Below are 17558 nucleotides of genomic sequence, written 5' to 3' on the forward strand. Positions count from 1 at the left end.
CGCCGACATATTCTGTGGCCCACCTTGACGGTTGATGTCGGCACGGCAAACAAGCGGCCGCTTGACCACTGCCGCGATCAGGAAACGCTTGCGCCCACACAGGCGGGCGCAATCGTTCAAACACCTGCGCTTACCAGATCGCCACGCGATCCTTGTCCGCACGCACCATCGCATCGCCGGGCCTGCACTTGAACGCCTGCGCAAACGCCGGCATGTTCGACGGCGCGCCATTGGCACGGAAATTCGCCGGCGCATGCGGGTCGGTGTTCAAGCGCACACGCAGTTCGCCATCGGTGAAGTTGCGACGCCACACCGTTGCCCAGTTCATGAAAAAGCGCTGATCCTGGGTATGGCCATCGACGTCCTTGTTGGCTTCCGGCTGCGCCTTCAGCGCCATCTGCAAGGCATCGTAGGCGACGGTCAGGCCGCCCAGGTCGCCGATGTTTTCACCAAGCGTCAGCTTGCCTTTGACGTGCTCACCGGGAATCGCTTCATAGCCATCGAACTGCGCCACCAACTGATCGGTGCGCTGGGTAAACAGCTTGCGGTCCGCGTCGGTCCACCAGGTGTCGAAGTTGCCTTTGGCATCGAACTGGCTACCGGAGTCGTCGTAGCCGTGCATCATCTCGTGGCCGATCACCGCGCCGATGCCGCCGTAATTGAGCGCCGGGTCGGCCTTGGGATCGAAGAATGGCGGCTGCAGGATCGCCGCCGGGAACACGATCTCGTTGCGGGTGGCGTTGTAGTACGCGTTGACCGTCTGCGGAGTCATATGCCACTCGCGCTTGTCGACCGGCTTGCCGATCTTGTCCAGCATGTAGCGATAGTTGAATGCCTGCGCAGCCTGCATGTTGGCCAGGAATCCATCGCCGCGGGTCTCCAGGCCCGACCAGTCGCGCCATTGATCCGGATAGCCGATCTTGGGCGTGAAGCTGGCCCATTTTTCCAGCGCGCGTTGCTTGGTGTCCGCGCTCATCCAGTCGAGCTTTTCCAGCCGTGCCTTCAAGGCGGCCGACAGGTTTTGCACCAGCTGCTGCATCTGCTCCTTCGATTCGGCGGGGAATGCGGACTGCACATACAGCTGGCCCAGCGCCTCGCCCATCGCGTCGTTGACCGCATTCAAGGTGCGCTTCCAGCGCGGCAGCATGTCCTGCTGGCCACGCAGCGTTTTCGAATAGAAATCGAAGTTGGCCTGCTCGAACGGCTTGGCCAGATACGGCGCCGCCTCGTCGATGCTGTGGAAACGCAGGTACGCCTTCCAGGTCTCTACCGGTGTGTCTGCAAACATCGCATCGAGCTCGGCGAAGTAGCCCGGCTGGCTCAGCGAGAAGGTGCCGGCCGGCACCTTGAGCGCCTTGAAGAACGCCTGCCAGTCGAAGTGCGGCGTCACTGCGTTGGCGCCAGCCACGTCGACCGGGTTGTAGCGCTTGGCCGGGTCGCGCAACTCGATGCGCGACAGCGATGCAGCGGCCAGCCGGGTCTCGAATGCCATCACCGCCTTGGCCTGCGTGGCCGCCTGCGCGGCGGGAATGCCGGACAACTCCAGCACGCGCGCGATGTAGGCCACGTACTGCTCGCGGATCTTGGCCTGCGCCGGATCGGTGTAATAGCCCTTCTCGGGCAGGCCCAGACCTCCCTGGCCTGCATAAGCGATCATCTGTTCGGAATTCTTGTAGTCGGCATTGGCACCGAACGAGAACATGAAGCCCTGGCCCTGCGCGTAGCTGTCGCGCAGCCACGCCGCGATGGCAGGCGCATCGGTCAACGCATCGATAGCCTTCAATTGCGGCTGCAACGGCGTGATGCCGGCCTTATCGATGGCCGCCTCGTCCGAGCCGGTCCGCCACAGGTCGGCGATCTTGGCATCCACCGAGCCAGCCGACAGATTGCCGCGCGCCAACTGCTCCACCAGCGCGTGCTGGATGGTCAACGATCGCTCGGCGAGCACTTCGAAGCTGCCCCAGCTGCTGCGATCGGACGGCACCGGATTAGCCTTGAGCCACTTCGCGTTAACGAACCCGTTGAGGTCCTGGCATGCGTTGATAGCCGGATCCAGATCGTTGATGCCGAACGCCACGATCGGCGCGTCGAGTTTGGAGACATCCACACGCGCCGGCGCGGTCCGGTTGGTCTCGGGCGCTGCCTTGGCGGTGTCCTCGGAGGCACCACAGGCCGACAGCGTGACCGCAATGGTCACCGCAAGCGACAGCGGTGCGAACTTGCTCAACTTCATTCAATTCTCCAAGGCATGACCGCGCATGCGCGGTCGAAAAAAGTCGGCAGCCCGCCAGGAATCGCTGGCGAAAGGCGGCGCATCAAACAGCGCTCGCATCATCGTCAGTGACTCCGTAACCGGCCGCACCAGATCACTGCAGCGGCACCGCAACGCCCTAACGTCCGCTGCCGCGCTTTATCGAAAGTCATTGCAACCACACACTGCGTGCGCGTCCGTCACCGACGCCGCAACACGCTGCTTCGAGCACCAAGCACCATCGCATGCAGTCAACGCCGCGCGTAGAACGGCGCCATCAACAGGTACACCGGATACGCCAACAGCATGAGTACGAGCGCTACCTCATGCCCGGATGCCGCATCGGCCCACGCCTCCATCTGCGGCGATGGCCCGAACAACCCGAACGCCAGCAACACCACACCAATCACACAGATCAGCAGCGCCACCAGCAAGGCGTTGCTGGAGACGCTACCAGCGGCCAACGTCCCGAATGCAGCGCTGGCGCCTGCCAGCAATATCCCCACCGTGACCAGATAGGCGCGGCAGTAAGTGGCGCTCATTTGCTGGTGCTTACGTCTGGCGGACATCCTGTCGTCCCTGCATACGTGATACGCCGGGCGCTGATCCACGCAGCACCCGGCGTACCGGATCGAATCACCGCAGCGCGCTAGCCGCGCTGTGGACACTCCACGCCGCGCATGCATGCACGCGCGGCATTAGCGACAGGCCTACTTCGCCTTGCCCTGATTGGCCACCGCTTCGGCAGCGCGCTTGGCTGCTTCCGGGTCGCCCAGGTAACGGAAACTCTGCACCTGCAGCTCGTCGTCCAGCTCGAACAGCAACGGAATGCCGGTGGGGATGTTGAGCTCCAGGATCTGCTCGTTGGAGACAGCGTTGAGGTATTTGTACAGCGCGCGCAGCGAGTTGCCGTGCGCGGTCACCAGCACGGTCTGCCCGGCCTTCAACTGCGGCGCGATCGCGTCGTGCCAGTACGGCAACACGCGCACCAGCGTGGTCGCCAGCGACTCGGTACCCGGCAATGCATTGCGATCCAGCGTGGCATAGCGACGGTCGTGGCACGGGTGCCCCGGATCGTTGACGTCCATCGCCGGCGGCGGGATGTCATACGAGCGGCGCCAGATCTTGACCTGCTCTTCGCCGTGCTTGGCCGCGGTTTCGGCCTTGTCCAGCCCCTGCAGGCCGCCGTAATGGCGCTCGTTGAGGCGCCAGCTCTTGGACACCGGCAGCCAGTCCTGATCGAGCTCCTTCAACGCGCCCTGCAGCGTGTGGATGGCGCGCTTGAGCACCGAGGTGTGGGCGACATCGAACTGCAGCCCTTCGTCCTTCATCAGCTTGCCGGCCGTCGTGGCTTCCTGGCGGCCCTGCTCGGTGAGTTCCACATCCACCCAGCCGGTGAAACGGTTGTCCAGGTTCCATTGGCTCTGGCCATGGCGCAGCAGTACGAGTTTGCGGGTCACTACGGTTCTCCGATTGGGGCCGATCAACCTGCGATTGTAGCGGCAGCCAGCGCATCGCTGGCGTGCACGACCCGCCTACGTGCGGCGCGCGATGCTGCGGCCATGTCGAACATCGCTCCCGTATTCGCCGATTGGGACGGCAGCGCCGCACAGGCGCGACAGTTGCAGCAGCAACTGGCACACCGCGTGGTGTTGCAGGACGAGGTCGTCGCAACACCGCAGCTGCTGGCCGGCTTTGACGTCGGCTTTGAAGACGACGGGCAGACCACGCGTGCCGCCGCCGTGCTGCTGGATGCGCAGACTCTGCTTCCGTTGGAAACGCATGTAGCGCGCGTGCCCACCTCGATGCCGTATGTGCCTGGCCTGCTCAGCTTCCGCGAATTGCCGGCATTGCTGCAGGCGCTGGCACTGCTGTCGCGCATGCCGGATCTGGTGTTCGTCGATGGCCAGGGCATCGCGCATCCGCGCAAGCTCGGCATTGCCGCGCACTTCGGCGTGGTGACCGGCTTGCCGAGCATCGGCGTGGCCAAGCAGCGGCTGGCCGGCAGCTCTGTCGACCCCGGCCCGGAGCGCGGCGAACATAGCCGCATCCTGCTCGGCGGCCTGCAGATCGGCTGGGCATTGCGCAGCAAGCCACGCTGCAATCCGTTGATCGTCTCGCCCGGGCATCGCGTCTCGATGCAGGGCGCGCTCGACTGGACCCTGCGCACGCTGCGCGGCTATCGCCTGCCCGAACCCACGCGTCTGGCCGATCGGCTGGCATCGCGGCGTGGCGAGATCGATCTGCCTGTACAGGCGAGCCTGCTGTAACAACGATCCAGCGCGTCAGCACCGTGCGGTCGACCTCGCCACCGCTGCACTATCGCGGCGGCGCATGCAGAACATTCCGTCTTGATCGACGGCACTGCGACGCCGTCGCGTGCATGCGAAGCTTTGGCTCCCATTCGTCACGAGCCACCGCCATGACCACTCTGATCGCCCCACGCGTCCACGACATCGGCGGGCTGCAAGTGCGTCGCGCCGTGCCTACCTTGCAGGCGCGCAGCGTGGGCCCGTTCGTGTTCGTCGACCATATGGGCCCGGCGGTGCTGGAGCCGGACCATGGCATCGACGTGCGCCCGCATCCGCATATCGGCCTGGCCACCGTGACCTTCCTGTGGGCGGGCGAGATCGGCCACCGCGACACGCTCGGCTCGGATCAGGTGATCCGCCCCGGCGACGTCAACTGGATGACCGCCGGCCGCGGTATCGCCCACTCCGAACGCACGCCCGGCCCCGAGCGCGCGCGCGAACACGCGCTGCATGGCATGCAGACCTGGATCGCTCTGCCGCGCTCGGCCGAAGAAACTGCACCGGCCTTCCACCACCATGCCGCCGCCAGCCTGCCGCAGCAGCGCCGCGATGGCGTGTGGCTACGAGTGATCGCCGGCCGCGCCTATGGCGAAGAATCGCCGGTGCAGGTGTTCAGCGGCACCCTCAATGTGGCGCTGGATCTGGCCCCGGATGCCGAAATCGACCTGGACACCGGCCACGCCGAACGCGCGTTGTACATCCTGGAAGGCGAGGCGCAGCTGGATGGTGCCGACGTACCGGCGCGCCACCTGATCGTGCCCTCGCCCGGCGCGCGTGGGCGCCTGCGCGCCAAGACCCCGCTCAAGGCCATGCTGCTCGGCGGCGAGCCGCTGGATGGCCCGCGTCATCTGTGGTGGAACTTCGTGTCCAGCTCCAAGGAGCGCATCGAACAGGCCAAGGACGACTGGCAGGCCGGGCGCTTCGGCAGCATTCCCGGCGACGACAAGGAATTCATTCCGCTGCCCGAAACGCCGGCACCCAACCCGGTCAATTACCCCTGAAACCATGCGCGGATTCGGCGTGGCGAACACAACCGCACCAGGTCTCGCATCGGAGGTGCCCCGCTACACAAGCGATGCCAGCCAGGGATGCGACCCATCTTGAGAACGCCCACAAAACTGTGATAGTGATATCTCCGTAGTCGGAGCACGTCGCGTGGACGGCACGCTCGAGCGGGGAGCTTGAGACGGTGCAGCGGCACGAAAAGACGACGTCGCCCCGCATTGTCATCCATCGCCGGGGAACACTTGAATGAAGTTCGCATCCTGCCTGTTCGGCCTGTCATTGCTGTTGGCCGCTGCAACCGCCCACGCCCAAACCTCGCCGGTCTGCCCGCCCTTGCCGCCCGCGTCGGGACTGCAGTGGAACGAGCTGGCCGGTGCCGACTATTTGGTCTGCAAGGCGGTCACCGCCGACGGCCGCCAGGTGGTTGGCGTGATGCTCACCACCCGCGACCCCGCAATGACCCTGGCCCGCGACCGCCGTGCCGAAAAAGGCCAGCTCCAGCAGGAAGACTTCTACTGGTACAAGCTCGATCTGGGCGGCCGCGAGATTCCGGGCATGGAATCGCGCCGCGTCACCGTGGTGGAGCTGGGCAAGAAGCGCTACGCGCAACTCTGGATCGACGGCGCCAGCAGCGAAGAACTCGCCTCGATGCAATCGCTGGTGCAGGCGATGGACCTGCAGCCGGCCAGTCTTGCGTTGCAGCGCTGAGGCAACGCGGGTCGCTGCGTGGCGTGATGCCGCGCGTGCATCGCGCAGTAGCTGCGCGGCAGTTTAGCGCCTGCCGTGCTGATGGCCTGACTAATGGCCGCGAGTCACCGCATCCAGACGAGATGCGGTGACGCTCGACACACTCAGGCCGCGGGGTTGCCGGCAGCTTCCGCCGCCTGCAAGCGACTGGAAATACGCACCTCGCCAGTCAAGAGCCGATGGATCGGGCATTTATCGGCCACTTCCATCAAGCGCGCGCGTTGCGCGTCATCCAGTGCGCCTTCGAGCACGATCTCACGGCTGATGTCGGTGCCTGCTGCACCACGTTGGGTGTAATGCAGATGCACGTGCACCGCCGTCAACGGCCACTGTTTGCGTGCCGCCACCATCGACACCGTGATGGCGGTGCACGCACCCAACGCCCCGAGCACTTGCGACTCCGGATCCGGCCCGGCATCGGCACCGCCGTTTGCCGGCTGGGTATCGCCGACCCAACGGTGCTGCCCATCGTGGATGGTGACGGTGTACGGCACCGCTTCGGTACTGACATGGACGGGGCGGTCACTCATGACGCTCTCCTGCGCTGTATGAGGTGGACACGGTTAGAACCGCCCTTCCTGGAAATCGACGAATGCCTGCATCAGTTCCTGCTTGGTGTTCATCACGAACGGGCCATGCCGCATCACCGGCTCGTTGAGCGGGCGGCCCGCCACCAGGATCAGCTGTGCGCCCTGCGCACCTGCACGCAGCGTTAGCCGCTCGCCACCGCCCAGCACTGCCAGTTCCTGCGCAGGCAGCGTGCGCGAAGCATCGCCTTCGCCCACTGCAACCTCGCCTTCAAACGCATACGCAAACGCGTTGTGACCGCCGGGCAGCAGGTAATGCCACACCGCATCCGGTGCCAGGGCGATATCCAGATACACCGGGCTGGTCGCAGGTTGCACGATCGGGCCGATCACCTCGCCCACCGTGCCGGCAATCACCTTGACCGTCACGCCTGGCGCCGGCTGCGCCACCGGGATGTGGTCGGGCGCGTATTCCTGGTACTTGGGCTCGATCATCTTGTCGCGCGCAGGCAGGTTCACCCATAGCTGAAAGCCGCGCATACGCCCGGATTCCTGCTCCGGCATTTCCGAATGGATCAGCCCGCGACCAGCGGTCATCCACTGCACGCTGCCCGGTGTCAGCAGGCCTTCGTTGCCGTGGTTGTCCTTGTGCCGCATGCGCCCGTCGAGCATGTAGGTCACCGTCTCGAAGCCGCGATGCGGATGGCTTGGAAAACCGCCGATATAGTCCTCGGCCTTTTCGGTGCCGAACTCGTCGAGCATCAGAAAGGGGTCCAGATCCGGCAGCTGCTGGGTGCCGATGACGCGGGTCAGCTTGACGCCGGCGCCGTCGGAGGTCGGCATACCGCGGATGGTGCGCAGCACATGCGCCGCGGTCGTGGTGGTGGTGCTCATTGCGTTATCCCTGTGCAGTGTGTCGGTGCGCCAATGATGGGTGCGCGTGCTGCAGCGCCCAACCACGACGGTTGCAACCGATCGTTCCAAACATCGGCCCCGTGCGGCGGGCGCTAGCGCACCGTGTGCCCGGACACTCTACGACCAAAGTTTTACCCCGCTACAGAACGCTGCCATTGACCGCAGCCGGGCACGGGGGGACCCTTGGGCGAATCGTTGCTGAAGGGGCATGCATGAAAGGGTTCTCGAAGCTGGCCTGGGGCGCGCTCGCGCTGCTGGCCGCGTTCTGTCTGGGTACCGTGGCGCTGCGGCGTGGCGAGCACATCAATGCGCTATGGATCGTGGTGGCGGCGGTGTCGATCTATCTGATCGCCTACCGGTTCTATAGCTTGTTCATCGCCGACAAGGTGATGCAGCTGGACATCACCCGCGCCACCCCGGCGGTGAGCAACAACGACGGCCTGGACTACGTGCCCACCAACAAGCATGTGCTGTTCGGCCACCACTTTGCCGCGATTGCCGGTGCCGGGCCACTGGTCGGCCCGGTGCTCGCCGCGCAGATGGGCTACCTGCCCGGCCTGCTGTGGCTGGTGGTCGGCGTGGTGTTTGCCGGCGCGGTGCAGGACTTTGTGGTGCTGTTTCTGTCCAGTCGCCGCAACGGCCGCTCGCTGGGCGATCTGGTGCGCGAAGAGATGGGCCAGGTACCCGGCACCATCGCCCTGTTCGGCGCCTTCCTGATCATGATCATCATCCTGGCGGTGCTGGCGATGGTGGTGGTCAAGGCGCTGGCGGAAAGCCCGTGGGGCATGTTCACGGTGATCGCCACCATGCCGATCGCGCTGATGATGGGCGTGTACATGCGCTACATCCGCGTCGGCAAGATCGGCGAGATTTCGGTGGTCGGGCTGATCCTGTTGCTGGGCGCAATCTGGCTGGGCGGCAAGGTCGCCGCCGACCCGACCTGGGGGCCGGCCTTCACCTTCACCGCCAAGCAGATCACCTGGATGCTGATCGGCTACGGTTTCGTCGCCTCGGTGCTGCCGGTGTGGCTGCTGCTGGCACCGCGCGATTACCTGTCCACCTTCCTCAAGATCGGCACGATTCTGGCGCTGGCCATCGGCATCCTGGTGGTCATGCCCGATCTCAAGATGCCGGCCCTGACCCAGTTCGCCTCCACCGGCGACGGCCCGGTCTGGAAAGGCGGCATCTTCCCGTTCCTGTTCATCACCATCGCCTGCGGTGCGGTGTCCGGCTTCCATGCGTTGATCGCCTCCGGCACCACGCCCAAGCTGCTCGCCAACGAAGGCCACATGCGCTACATCGGCTACGGCGGCATGCTGATGGAATCGTTCGTGGCAGTGATGGCGCTGGTGGCGGCCTCAATCATCGAGCCCGGCATCTACTTCGCCATGAACAGCCCCGCTTCGCTGGTCGGTACCGACACCATTGCGGTTGCGGCCAAGGTCTCCGAATGGGGCTTTGCGATCACCCCGGAGGTGCTGGAAGCCACCGCCAGGGACATCGGCGAGCACAGCATCCTGGCCCGCGCCGGCGGTGCGCCCACGTTGGCGGTGGGCATCGCGCAGATCCTGCACCAGCTATTGCCGGGCGAAGACACCATGGCGTTCTGGTACCACTTCGCCATCCTGTTCGAAGCCTTGTTCATCCTGACCGCGGTGGATGCCGGCACGCGCGCGGGCCGCTTCATGCTGCAGGACCTGCTGGGCAACTTCATCCCGGCGCTGAAGAAGACCGAATCGTGGACCGCCAACATCATCGCCACCGCTGGCTGCGTGGCGCTGTGGGGCTATCTGCTCTACACCGGCGTGATCGATCCGTTCGGCGGCATCCAGACGCTGTGGCCGTTGTTCGGCATCTCCAACCAGATGCTGGCGGGAATCGCGTTGATGCTCGGCACGGTGGTGCTGTTCAAGATGAAACGCGACCGCTATGCATGGGTCACCATCGTGCCGGCGCTGTGGCTGTTGCTGTGCACGACCTACGCCGGGCTGATCAAGATCTTCGACAGCAACCCGGCGCAGGGTTTCCTGGCACAGGCGCACAAGTACCAGGCCGCCATCGCCAGCAACACCATCACCGCACCGGCCAAGACCGTGCCGCAGATGCAGCAGATCGTCACCAATGCCTACGTCAACACCGGGCTGACCGTGCTGTTTCTGTTCGTGGTGGGCTCGATCCTGATCTATGCGGTCAAGACGATCGTGATTGCGCGCCGCAACCCGCAGCGCAGCGACCGCGAAACTCCGTACGTGGCATTACAGCCACATCAGATGGCGGATCTGTAATGGGCACCCAACTCGTTCTGGCCAGCCAATATCAGGTGCATCGCCGCATCTGGCGGCGGCTCATCCAAACCGCGCGCCTGTGCTGCGGCATTCCCGACTACGACAACTACGTGCGGCACATGCTGGAAAAACACCCCGACAAACCGGTGATGGATTACCCCGCGTTCTTCCGCGAGCGGCAGGACGCACGCTACGGCGGCAAGAGCGGGTTTCGCTGCTGCTGATCGGTTGATCGGTTGATCGGTTGATCGACCGATGCAAATGCAACAGGGCGCGATGCGAATCGCGCCCTGTTGCGTTGATGGCTTGAGTTTTCGGTCGGCGGATCTGCGGCTTGGCTGCAGGGTCCCTGCCCGCCCATCGTCGCGGGACACGCCACAAAGTAGAGCGTCTGAGTAGAGCGGCTGATCTGCGGCTTGGCTGCAAGGCCCCTTGCCCGCTCACCATCGCGGGACACGCTGCAAGTACGTCCTTGTAAGCTCTTACGCGGCATCCATGCCGCATAAGGTCCCGCGACGGTGAGCGGGCAAGGACCAGTCGAGATGCTCGGTGTGCAAGATGCAAGCAATGCATGAGGTGCTTCTGATTCGCTAACTCTCAATGGAGTTGCGACCCGCAGCAGCAAGCCAATGCAACTAGCGAGATGGCCCGCTTTTCACCTAGCGACCGACCAACTCTCTGGTGCGGTGTCCTCACCGGTTGCGGGACCGTGTGGCGGCATGGATGCCGCCACCGAGCCCCCAAGGACGGGTTCACGGCGTGTCCCGCAAGCGATGAGGGCATCGCACGCTCGGCCAACTAGGCGTTCGATCCAAGCATTTGACCGCAGCCGAACGATGCTGCGACTCGACATCCTCAACCAGCGCGCTTTTGCGCGAGCCGCGCGAACAACGCGGGCAAATCGCGCATATCGTCGAACACCTCCAGCACGCCGATCCGACGCAAGGTGTCGCCGTGCCCCTGCGGAATATGGCTGGCACCGGTAAAACCCAGCACCTGCATGCCTGCCGCCAGCGCAGCGGTCGCGCCGGTGGGGCTGTCTTCGATCACCAGGCACCGCTCCGGCGCCACACCGGCCGTGCGGGCGGCCAGCAGATACACGTCCGGTGCCGGCTTGGGTCGCTCCACCATGTCGGCACTGAAGACTCGCCCTGCTGCACGCGCTGTGAGCCCGGCCCGCTCCACCGATGCGATCACGTTGTGGCGGCGGCTGTTGGAGGCCACTGCCAGCGGCAGCGGAATCTGCTCCAGCGCCTCGCGCACGCCGGGAATCGGCTGCACTTCGGCGCTGATCAAGGCCTCGCTGCGTGCCTGGATCTGCGCCAGCAAGGTCTCGGGCAACTGCAGCGCAAAGTGCTCTTCCACCCGCCGCAACACCTCACGCGTGGTCTGCCCGAAGGTGGTTTCCAGTAGATGTTCCAACGGTTCGGCCGGCACGAACGCCGCCAGCGCCTCGCGCATCACCCGGTCGGCCAGTATCTCGCTGTCGACAAGAACCCCATCGCAGTCACTGATCAGTAGCTCGTACGCCATTGCACCCATCTGCTCGCAAAGCACCATTATGCCGGCCATGTCGTGACCGTCGGCTGTGGCGCACTGCACCTGCAGGTGACGAATACGCCCGTACGTTCGCACCACACCGGCCGTCATCAAGCAGACCCGACAGCCCAACCATCCTCCGCGCCATGTCACGAAATCTTACCGCTTGCGATTTTTACAGCTGGTAGGATCGGCCCCGCCGCGGCCGGACTTGCCGCAGCGCCATCAGGAATGCGATCAGGAGAAGGAGATTTCGATGCAGACGCGATTCCCCACCCTGCTCGTTCTTGCGACCTCGTTTTTCGCGGTCTCATGCACCGCCTCGCCGGGTGCCAAGGAGCAAACCACCATGTCAGCTACGCTGCAGGACCACACCGTCGCTTTCCGCGACCCCGGTCTGACCGACATCGCCAACGCCATCGCGCACGGCGACGTTGCACGGATCAAAACACTCGCCCCCACCGTCGATCTGGCCGCACATGGCGATCAGAACGTGACCTTGCTGGAATGGGCGATCTGGAACGAACAACCACGCGCATTGGACGCCCTGCTCGACGCAGGCGCGGACCCATCGTTGCCGGGCATGGACCAGGAAACGGTCGTGCACATGGCCGCAATGGCGCAGGACCCGGAGTATCTGAAGATTCTGCTGCAGCACAAGGCGCCGATCGATGTGGTCAGCACGCGTGCCGGCTGGACTCCGCTGTTTCGCGCCGTACAGAGCAAGCGCGATGCGCAGATCGGCCTGTTGCTCGACGCGGGTGCCGACGTAAAGCGTGTCGACCACACCGGTAACAGCCTGCTGCATCTGGCAGCACAGAGCGGCGCCGCTAGCCCTGCAGTGCTGCAATTGCTCAAGGCCGGCGTAGACCCCACGGTGCGCAATGCACAGCAGAAAACCTTCCAGGCGTATTTCTTCACCACGCCGGATCGGCTGCTCAATGCCACCGGACAACAGGTCAGATCGGATGTGCGCGCGTGGTTGAGCGCCCACAACATTCCCGTGGAAAGCAGCCGCTAAGCGCGCTTTCCATACGACGCACGCAAGGAGCCGCGCATGCCCCCGTCAGAGTCCACATCATCCACTGCCGCATCCACTCCGTTCGCAGAGTCGATGCGCGGACAACAACCGCAACCGCAGGACCGGCAGTTTCCGGAGCTGCTGCAAGATCTCTACGCCACTGCCAATCAACGCCGCGAAGGTGGCGCTGAAACCTTTGCGCCGCTGGCCAACGGCTGGTCGCGCATGGACGACAGCGCGCTGCAGCAGGCCGGTATCAATCCGGCACTGCTGCACGACGCCAAAAGCGGCTTCGATGCCGCGTTTTATCGCAACGATCAAGGCCAGGTGGTGCTCGGTTTTTGCGGCACCGACGAAGGCAAGGACTGGAAGCACAACATCGGCCAGGGCTTGGGCTTCGACGATGCGCAATATGCATCGGCCATCCAGCTCGGCAGCCAGGCCAAGCAGGCGTTCGGCGACCAAGTGGTGATTTCCGGCCATTCATTGGGCGGTGGTCTGGCGTCGGCGTCGGCCATGATCAACGACATTCCCGCAGTGACGTACAACGCCGCCGGCGTCAACGACCGCACCCTTGAACGCCAGGGCCTGGATGCGTCGGCAGCCAAGCAGTACGCCAGCGAGGAGCTGATTCGCGGCTACCACGTCAAGAACGAGATCCTCACCCACTTGCAGGAAGACAGCATTCCGCTGAAGTGGACCATGCCCAACGCGGCCGGTCATCAGATCGAATTGCCAGAGCCGGACCCGCTGTCGTTCGGGCAACGCCTGGTGCCCGGCATGATGCTGAAGCATCGTCTGGACCTGCACGGAATGGACTCGGTGATCAAGGCGCAGGACATGCAATCGCCCGATCAGGCACGCGGCGCGTCGCTACAGCCGGGCAGCCAGTTGTTCAACGACGCCGTGGTGCAACTGGACAGCCAACGCGAGCGGCTGGGGTTGCACGATGACACCGCGTTTATCAACACCGCCGCCAGCGTGGCCGCGCGTGCAGGCAACGACGGCCTGCAGCGGATCAATCATCTGGTGCCCAACCGCGATGGCGACAGCCTGATTGCGGTGCAAGGCCGCATGGACGACCCGGCGCATCTGCGCAGCCATGTGCAGACCGCGTCCGCTGCCAATGAGCCAGCGCAAGGCAATGTCAGTCAGCTGCAGCAGCAGAACCAGCAGCACACCCATCAGCCTGCCCAGCAGCAGGAAGAGCAGCGCCGCGTGATCCAGCAATAACGCACGCGGCAAACCGTGCCGCACGCCGTCTTCGTCAGGTAGACGCGTGCGGTGCGGGAGGGTCGCGCAAGTGACAATCTCGTTGTTGCAGTAAACCGACCGGAGCGGTCATGGAGCTGTTCCAAGCAGCAGCTCCATGACGCCGGCCAGCATGGCGCAACGCGTCACTAGCCTGCGCCGGCCATCGCCCGCAAGGTGATGCCGACCAGATACGCCAGATAGGTGCCGGTGGCGTAGCCCATCGTGCCCAGCAACACGCCCACCGGGGCCAACGCCGGGTGGAACGCCGCAGCGACGACCGGCGCGGACGCCGGGCCGCCGATGTTGGACTGCGAGCCGATCGCAAAGTAAAAGAACGGCACCCGCAACCAGCGGCCCAGCGCCCACAGCAAGCCGATGTGCACGGCGATCCAGATCAGCCCGAGCAGGAATAGCCACGGCCGGTCCAGCAGCGCCAGCAGGTCCATCTGCATGCCAATGCAGGCGATCAGGAAATACAGCAGCAGCGAGCCGATCTTGGATGCGCCCGCGCCTTCCAGGGTCCGTGCACGGGTGAAGCTCAGCAGCAAGCCCAGGCTGGTCGCCAGCACCACCACCCACACGAACGGCGCATCCAGACTGAACTGGCCGGCCCAGTGCAGGTGCGCCTTGCACCAGGCCGCCAACGGGCTGGCGAGCGCATGGGCAAGGCCGACGCCGCCGAATGCCACTGCCACGATCACCATCAGGTCGGCCAGGCTGGGGATGCGCGCATGTTCGGCCTGGAAACGCGCCATGCGTTCCTGCAAGGCGTCCAGCGCACGGGTGTCTGCACCGCTGCGCTCATCGATCTTGCGCGCGCGTCCGGCCAGGAAGATCAGCGCCGCCATCCACACGTAGCCGACGCCCACATCGACCACCGCAAACTGCCCGAACGTGGTCGCATCGACATTGAACACTTCGCGCATCGCCAGCATGTTGGCGCCGCCGCCGATCCAGCTGCCGGCCAATGCCGCCATGCCTGCCCAGGTGTCGCCCGCGACGGTGGCCGGGTGCAGCCATCGCATGACCCAGAAGGCGACCACCGCGCCCAGCATGATGCTCACCGATGCGCCCAGATACATGGCGACCAGCTTGGGTCCCAGCCCAAGGATCGCGCGCAGATCGATACTCAGGGTGAGCAGGATCAATGCGGCCGGCAACAGCACGTCGCGCGCGATAGGGTTGTACAGCCGCGTGTTGGCGCCGTCGATCAGCCCGACGGTGTTGTAGATGCCGGGCAGCAGATAGCACAGCAACAAGACCGGTACCACGGCATAGAAGCGCCGCCACGGGCCTTGCTCGCGCGATGAAGTCCAGAACACCGCACCCAGCGTGGCGGCGATCAGGCCGAAGACGACGATATCGTTTTGAATCAGTGCAGACGCAGGTGCATTCACCGCAGGCGGTCATCCGGACAGAGGGCCGCCAACGCGGATCGAACCAGGAGCGGCCGATGACAGCGAATCTAGCCGACCGCGTCGGTGGCGCAAACCCCACCGACGCATCCGACAACGGCCTTGGTAGGCGATCGAGACCGGTCCATGCGCAACCGCGCTGCCTGGCTAGGCCAGGGCGACATGGGGATGTTGCACGCTCGTTCGAGCACGACGCTCGTCACGATGCTCCGGCTTCAGGCCGCAAAGCGGCAGCCGCTTGAACTCAGCACAGCGTCGTCAGCATGCGGCTCCATCCACACCGATCAGGCAGCCCCTGCCGGCCTGGTCCTGACAATCGATGCTGGACGCAAGACCAACCCTCAGCCGTAGCGCCGCACCACGCGCTCGCCGTCGGCGGTATCCAGCACCACACCGCTGGGCTGACCGGTGGTCAGGCAGTGCAGTTTGGCCATGAGTTCGGCATTTTCCAGGGCGCCCTGCTCGCGCAGGTAGCGCAGCGGCGACCATTCCGGACGGGTCACCCACCAGCCACCTTGTTCGGGATGAATGCGTACGACGTAGCGGGACTGGTCCATGTGGCCTCCGGCCGGTGGGTACAGCGGTCAAGCACAGGTGCGAGCGCGCCGAACAGGCGCATCACGCGAGGGATTGGGGCAAGCCATGCCGATTCGTAAGCCAACAGACCCTTACTCAAGGGGCCGCGGGAGAGTGGCCGGTGGCCCCGCGTTTGGCATAGCCAGCATGCGGTTTTACGCATTTCCCGACTGTCGGGCGGACCCTGGCATCCGGGTAAGAAAATTCTTACGTGACACAGTTCACGTCGAGCGCTACATTCGGCTGCAAGGGTGAAGAAATCTTCACAAGCGGCCGTCACAAGAGCGCAGACGGCTTGCAGGGGATCACGGCGCGCTCGGACGAGACCTTGGGGAGGGTTGGCATGTATCTGCTCAGAAAGTTCCAGTTTCCGGTCAAGACCGCGATGGTGGTGGGCTACGTTCTGGTCGTCAGGGAAGCCTTGGTGCTCTGGTCCTGATCGGCGTCGGCGGTTTGCCTAATAGGCTGTCCGGGATCGCTGGCCGATACCCGTCATCGCGTCTCAATCTTGGTCCACCCACCCACGTTGTTGCGCTGCCGCCAGATCGGCAGGCGTGTCCACATCCAGCGCCAGCGCCGGTGCGCTGACGCAGCCCAGCGTTTGGACATCCAGGCTGGCAAAGAGCGCGCGCAAGCCGTTATCGCCCTGCAGCGCAACGTCTGCCCAGGCAGTGTGCGTCACCACCGCGGGGATACCGCGCACGCCGGCGTAGCCGCTGGTGGCGCACCCCGACGCGGCACGGTCGGCTTCGTCCAGCAAGCCACGCAAGTGCGGCGCCTCCAGTGCCGGTTGGTCGCACCCCAGAATCAGGCTACGTCGCAACGTCGCATCGTCCTGCACATGCCGGCGCAGCGCTGCCAGGCTGGAGCCCATCCCGGCAGACCAGTCGGCGTGCCGCAGCACTTCCACGTCCAGCCCCTGCAGCACATCGGCCAGCCTGTCGGCATCGGCGCCGAGTACGACGACGCAGCGGCGTGGTGCGGTTTGCAGTGCGATACGTGCAGCGCGACGCAGCAACGGTTCGCCGTCGCGCATCAGCAATTGCTTGGAGCGGCCGAGCCGGCTCCCCGTACCTGCGGCCAACACCAGTGCGGCGTGGTCGCTGCTCATATGCAAGGCCTGGTCAGCGCGTGACAACTGCCGCATGTACCACCGTGACTGCGCGTGGGATGCAACCTGCGTGCGTCGCTAAGCATTGCGTGCGGAAAGCCACAAATACATGGCGATTCGACAATGGGCATGTCGCAAAACACGGCGTCATCAGAGAAGAAATCAGGATACATAGCGACGTCGTGCGTAATGGAGACCGCCTCAGCGTAGAGGCCGCGCTGTGCGTGCGGAGTGACTGCGCGACGCATCGACTGCGTGAAGCGCACGCGCCATGCGTTCATGCGTCGCAAGCAGCAACGCGCGACAGATGCATCACCGGGATTTTATCGACGTTGTCGAAATGACCGATGCGCTATGCGTAGTGCAGATTCCTATGAATCGCGCGCACGCGCATGGCTTTTTCCAGAAGCATCGCTTGCACGAAGCACAACTGCTGGCGAAAACCAAAGGCGCACAAAGCGCGACGCAACAAACCAGACAGCAGACCCACAACGGCCTAAGAGCGGCTAAAAAAACAGAGCGAGCAGTCGTCAGGTGGGTGCGGACGGCGCGAAGAAACCGGAGTGTACAAGTGGTACATGCGGATTCCGAGCACCGGCG

At 64.6% G+C, this 17558-nt stretch carries 17 protein-coding genes and 1 other RNA gene; 8 read left to right on the forward strand and 10 right to left on the reverse strand.

Features of this window, described 5'->3' with window-relative positions; translation table 11 throughout:
- Positions 1–130: 130 nt before the first annotated feature.
- From ABQU90_RS07180 to gpmA, 3 genes are all read right to left on the reverse strand, one after another.
- A complete protein-coding gene (locus ABQU90_RS07180; RefSeq protein WP_323521271.1) occupies positions 131–2233 on the reverse strand; it encodes a M13 family metallopeptidase in 2103 nt (700 codons plus the stop codon).
- A 269-nt stretch (positions 2234–2502) separates the two neighbouring features.
- Positions 2503–2820, reverse strand: coding sequence for a hypothetical protein (locus tag ABQU90_RS07185; protein ID WP_055849784.1), 318 nt, complete (start codon positions 2818–2820; stop codon positions 2503–2505).
- A gap of 141 nt (positions 2821–2961) precedes the next feature.
- Positions 2962–3711, reverse strand: coding sequence for a 2,3-diphosphoglycerate-dependent phosphoglycerate mutase (gpmA, locus tag ABQU90_RS07190; RefSeq protein ID WP_055849782.1), 750 nt, complete (start codon positions 3709–3711; stop codon positions 2962–2964).
- On the opposite strand from gpmA, the gene nfi reads away from it, so the two are divergent.
- From nfi to ABQU90_RS07205, 3 genes are all read left to right on the forward strand, one after another.
- A complete protein-coding gene (nfi, locus tag ABQU90_RS07195) occupies positions 3682–4521 on the forward strand; it encodes a deoxyribonuclease V (protein ID WP_323521272.1) in 840 nt (279 codons plus the stop codon). The two genes, gpmA and nfi, sit on opposite strands and share 30 nt — an antisense overlap.
- Positions 4522–4673: 152 nt before the next feature.
- The gene (locus ABQU90_RS07200) at positions 4674–5564 is read left to right on the forward strand and encodes a pirin family protein (RefSeq protein WP_323518526.1); all 891 of its coding nucleotides are present in this window, start codon (positions 4674–4676) and stop codon (positions 5562–5564) included.
- 250 nt (positions 5565–5814) lie between these two features.
- Positions 5815–6276, forward strand: a complete 462-nt coding sequence (locus ABQU90_RS07205) for a hypothetical protein (RefSeq protein ID WP_323521273.1) — start codon at positions 5815–5817, stop codon at positions 6274–6276.
- A gap of 143 nt (positions 6277–6419) precedes the next feature.
- Here the strand turns inward: ABQU90_RS07205 and ABQU90_RS07210 are convergent, their stop codons facing one another.
- Positions 6420–6845, reverse strand: a complete 426-nt coding sequence (locus tag ABQU90_RS07210; RefSeq protein WP_323518527.1) for an OsmC family protein — start codon at positions 6843–6845, stop codon at positions 6420–6422.
- 33 nt (positions 6846–6878) lie between these two features.
- Positions 6879–7736 (reverse strand): pirin family protein, encoded by an 858-nt coding sequence (locus ABQU90_RS07215; protein WP_323521274.1) that lies wholly within the window; start codon positions 7734–7736, stop codon positions 6879–6881.
- Between the two features lie 233 nt (positions 7737–7969).
- On the opposite strand from ABQU90_RS07215, the gene ABQU90_RS07220 reads away from it, so the two are divergent.
- On the forward strand, positions 7970–10042 hold the full coding sequence (locus ABQU90_RS07220) for a carbon starvation CstA family protein (RefSeq protein ID WP_055849774.1): 2073 nt from the start codon (positions 7970–7972) through the stop codon (positions 10040–10042).
- Complete coding sequence (locus tag ABQU90_RS07225; protein ID WP_005926176.1) at positions 10042–10266, forward strand: YbdD/YjiX family protein; 225 nt, start codon at positions 10042–10044, stop codon at positions 10264–10266. The genes ABQU90_RS07220 and ABQU90_RS07225 overlap by 1 nt, the downstream gene beginning before the upstream one ends.
- A gap of 631 nt (positions 10267–10897) precedes the next feature.
- Here the strand turns inward: ABQU90_RS07225 and ABQU90_RS07230 are convergent.
- Positions 10898–11602, reverse strand: a complete 705-nt coding sequence (locus ABQU90_RS07230; RefSeq protein WP_323521426.1) for an HAD family hydrolase — start codon at positions 11600–11602, stop codon at positions 10898–10900.
- Between the two features lie 190 nt (positions 11603–11792).
- Here ABQU90_RS07230 and ABQU90_RS07235 point away from each other — a divergent pair, with 190 nt between their 5' ends.
- Together ABQU90_RS07235 and ABQU90_RS07240 are read left to right on the forward strand one after the other, a co-directional pair.
- Positions 11793–12602 (forward strand): ankyrin repeat domain-containing protein, encoded by an 810-nt coding sequence (locus ABQU90_RS07235; protein WP_323521275.1) that lies wholly within the window; start codon positions 11793–11795, stop codon positions 12600–12602.
- 36 nt (positions 12603–12638) lie between these two features.
- Positions 12639–13835, forward strand: coding sequence for a Tle-like phospholipase domain-containing protein (locus ABQU90_RS07240; RefSeq protein WP_323521276.1), 1197 nt, complete (start codon positions 12639–12641; stop codon positions 13833–13835).
- 167 nt (positions 13836–14002) lie between these two features.
- Here the strand turns inward: ABQU90_RS07240 and ABQU90_RS07245 are convergent, their stop codons facing one another.
- Both ABQU90_RS07245 and ABQU90_RS07250 read right to left on the reverse strand, forming a co-directional pair.
- Positions 14003–15253 carry a DUF819 family protein gene (locus ABQU90_RS07245; protein WP_323521277.1) on the reverse strand — a complete coding sequence of 417 codons (1251 nt, stop codon included), beginning with the start codon at positions 15251–15253 and terminating at the stop codon, positions 14003–14005.
- Positions 15254–15612: 359 nt separating this feature from the next.
- Positions 15613–15828, reverse strand: a complete 216-nt coding sequence (locus ABQU90_RS07250; protein WP_055849765.1) for a hypothetical protein — start codon at positions 15826–15828, stop codon at positions 15613–15615.
- 230 nt (positions 15829–16058) lie between these two features.
- On the opposite strand from ABQU90_RS07250, the gene ABQU90_RS07255 reads away from it, so the two are divergent.
- Complete coding sequence (locus tag ABQU90_RS07255; RefSeq protein ID WP_055849762.1) at positions 16059–16286, forward strand: hypothetical protein; 228 nt, start codon at positions 16059–16061, stop codon at positions 16284–16286.
- Positions 16287–16349: 63 nt separating this feature from the next.
- On the opposite strand, the gene ABQU90_RS07260 is transcribed toward ABQU90_RS07255, so the two are convergent.
- Together ABQU90_RS07260 and ABQU90_RS07265 are read right to left on the reverse strand one after the other, a co-directional pair.
- Positions 16350–16958, reverse strand: a complete 609-nt coding sequence (locus ABQU90_RS07260; RefSeq protein WP_323521278.1) for a nucleotidyltransferase family protein — start codon at positions 16956–16958, stop codon at positions 16350–16352.
- A gap of 504 nt (positions 16959–17462) precedes the next feature.
- A non-coding RNA gene (locus ABQU90_RS07265) (sX9 sRNA) lies at positions 17463–17538 on the reverse strand.
- Between the last annotated feature and the right edge of the window lie 20 nt (positions 17539–17558).

The organism is Xanthomonas sp. WHRI 10207 (assembly GCF_040202975.1).
In the GTDB taxonomy this organism is placed as follows: Bacteria; Pseudomonadota; Gammaproteobacteria; order Xanthomonadales; family Xanthomonadaceae; genus Xanthomonas.